The organism is Longimicrobium sp. (genome assembly GCF_036554565.1).
In the GTDB taxonomy this organism is placed as follows: Bacteria; Gemmatimonadota; Gemmatimonadetes; order Longimicrobiales; family Longimicrobiaceae; genus Longimicrobium.
Genome location: NZ_DATBNB010000334.1, coordinates 1 through 2,563 on the forward strand (window position 1 = coordinate 1; position 2,563 = coordinate 2,563).

Genomic DNA, 2,563 nt, shown 5'->3' on the forward strand with positions numbered 1-2,563 from the left:
GTCCCGCAGCCGAGCACCGTGTCGCGCCGAGCCTCGATCGATTTCAGCCGCGCCCGGCTGGCGGTGACCACGGTGTCCAGCCCGCGCGCCAGAAGCGTATCGCGCATGGCGCCGAAGTCGTCGGTCCAGCGCAGCGATCCACCTAGCCTGGCCGCGGGGCCGCCGTCTACCGTCAGCATCAGTTCCAGGTAGCGCACCCTACCGATGGCGGCGCGATTGGACGCCTCCGCCAGCATGTCGCCCACGCGGCGCTCAGTGGTGCTCATCCTCCGGAAAGTACCGAAGAACTGGTTGTGGCCGCTGATGCCGGACTGCGGCGTCCACCCGCGCATCGACATGGCGTTCACCACCTGGCCGTACAGCGCGCTGGTGTCGGGAATGGTCGACGCCAGGCGCAGCGTGTCGTTGGGCGTGCAGGGTGGAGCCGCGCTCCCCGGCGGGGGTGGGGCCGCGATCCCCAGCGACCGCGTGTTGACGCACAGCCCGTCCTCCGCCGCCCAGCGCAGGTAGCTTTCGGCGTAGATGGCGCCCGAAAGATGGCTGTGCAGGTCTGCCCCCTTGGGCATTTCGCGGATGAAGATCTCCAGCGCACGCGGATCGGAGCGGATCCCGTCGAAGTAGCGGGCGGTCCGCTCTTCCGCTTCCCCGCCCTGCGCGGCAGCGGGAAGGGCGAAGAGGATGGCGGCGTTGGCGAGCAGCGCGCGCAGGCGGGGCACGCGCGCGATGGATCGAAGGATCATGGGCGTTGGACCGAGTGGTTTACGGGGGCTGCGGACGCGGGGCCACCCTGACCAGGCCCAACTTAGTCGCGGGGCCGTGGCCGGGGAAGCATCACGACCTGCGCAGGGCCGATCGAAAATCGTACACCTCGCCACTTTCCGCGCAGACACTGGCCGTTTCGTGCACCAGCCCTCGTCCACCGACCGTTTTCCGGACACCCGGCGGCACCGCGTCGCCGCGTCGCCTGGGTGCGTAAACGCGTGTACAAGAACGACTTAGCTCAGTTGATGGGATTGGGAACGGTGTTCGCTTTGGAAAGCGCCGAGGGCTGGCAGTCGCGCGGCCCCTGTCGTTCAACGGAGCTGGACCGATGATCTCACACCGCCTCGCCGCCCTCGTCCTCGCATCCGCCGTGCTGGCCGGCTGCCAGGACGCCGCGGGCCCCAGCGCCCCCGCCGCCTCGTGCGACGCGGCCGTCCGCCTGGACCTGGCCCCGGGCGAAACGCGCTCGCTGAGCGAAGCCCAGGCGCGCTGCATCGCCCTCGGGGCGGATGGTGCCGAGTACGTGCTGGCCGGCTTCGACGCGCGGGCGCTGGACGCATCGGCGGCCGGCCCGTTCGCGGGCGAGCTGCCGGAGCCGCGCTACACCCTGGGCGACGGGGCGGGGGGAGCCGCCGCGTCGCAGAACCTCCTCGAGGCCGAGGGCGGCGCGTATCGGCTCACCGGCGACCTGCGCATGAACACCGCGCCGGCGCCCGGCGATCCGTACGCACGCGAGACCCCGTGGCGCGATGGCGAGCGGTTCCAGGTGCAGCCGATGGTGGGAGCGGGCACGGTGCCGGCGCGGGTGGTGAAGGTGGTGGGCGGCCGGTTCGTCCTGGCGGTGCTCGAGGGCGACGAGAGCGGCGCCGCGCGCGTGCTGGACCAGGCGGAAACGGCGCTGGAGTTCCTCGCGTCGCAGGGCGTACCCGTCCTCCGCGGCGCGCTGGGCGAAACGGTGCCGGTCACCAGCCCCGGCTCGGGCCAGCTGCTGATCCTGGCCGCGGCGTGGAACCCCGGGCAGGGCGCCGGCGCCACCTGGTCGCGCGAAGACGCCGGCGGCGCGCGCAGCTTCGTGTGGCTGAACGTGAACGTGCGGCCGGGCAAGGGCGAGAACTTCGAGATGTACGACCACGCCAGCTACCGCCTGAAGGTGCTGGCGCACGAGATGACGCATGCGTGGCAGGTGCAGCACCTGCGCGGCGCGCACGATGCCCCGCACGCCGCGCCGGGATCGGCCGCGTGGAGCATCGAGGGCGGCGCCGACTTCCTGGCGATGGACCTGCTGCGCCGCTACCTGGGCGTGGGCCTCACCGCCAACTGGAACTGGCAGGACCACCTGAACCCGCGCGAAGCGGCCGCCATCTACGCGCTGGAGCCGGCGGATGCGCAGGGGCGGCTGCCCTGGGGCTACTACGACGCCGCCAGCCTGCTCCGCGACCTGCAGGTGCGGCTGATGAACGCCGGCCTGTCCGCGGACGCGGCGATGGCGGTGGTGGCCCGGGGCGCGGTGGAGGGCTGGTACGGCGACGACGGCGCGGGCGGCGCCTGCCACGGGCTGGTGGAGCGCGTTCGCGGCCACCTGGGTTCCGCGTGGGACCCGGCCGACGCGGTGCTCACCTGGACGCTCACCCAGGCCGCGGACGACCGCACCAGCAACCGCGCGCTGAACAACCCCGTCTATCGCAAGGTGGGTGACCGCGGGACCGCGTACGGGTGGAAGCCCTCGGCCGAGGTGCAGGCGGGGCGCGCGGGATCGACCAGCTTCGGGCAGGTGAGCGGGGGAAGCTTCTTCGCCCTGGTG

Annotated in this window: 1 protein-coding gene and 1 pseudogene; one reads left to right on the forward strand and one right to left on the reverse strand. The window is 72.6% G+C overall.

All coding sequences use genetic code 11. The features are described 5' to 3' along the window. A pseudogene (locus tag VIB55_RS09475) lies at positions 1 to 740 on the reverse strand (adenosine deaminase); the annotation flags it as partial. Between the two features lie 350 nt (positions 741 to 1,090). On the opposite strand from VIB55_RS09475, the gene VIB55_RS09480 reads away from it, so the two are divergent. Further along, a partial coding sequence (locus VIB55_RS09480) for a hypothetical protein (RefSeq protein WP_331876407.1) occupies positions 1,091 to 2,563 on the forward strand: 1,473 nt, incomplete at its 3' end.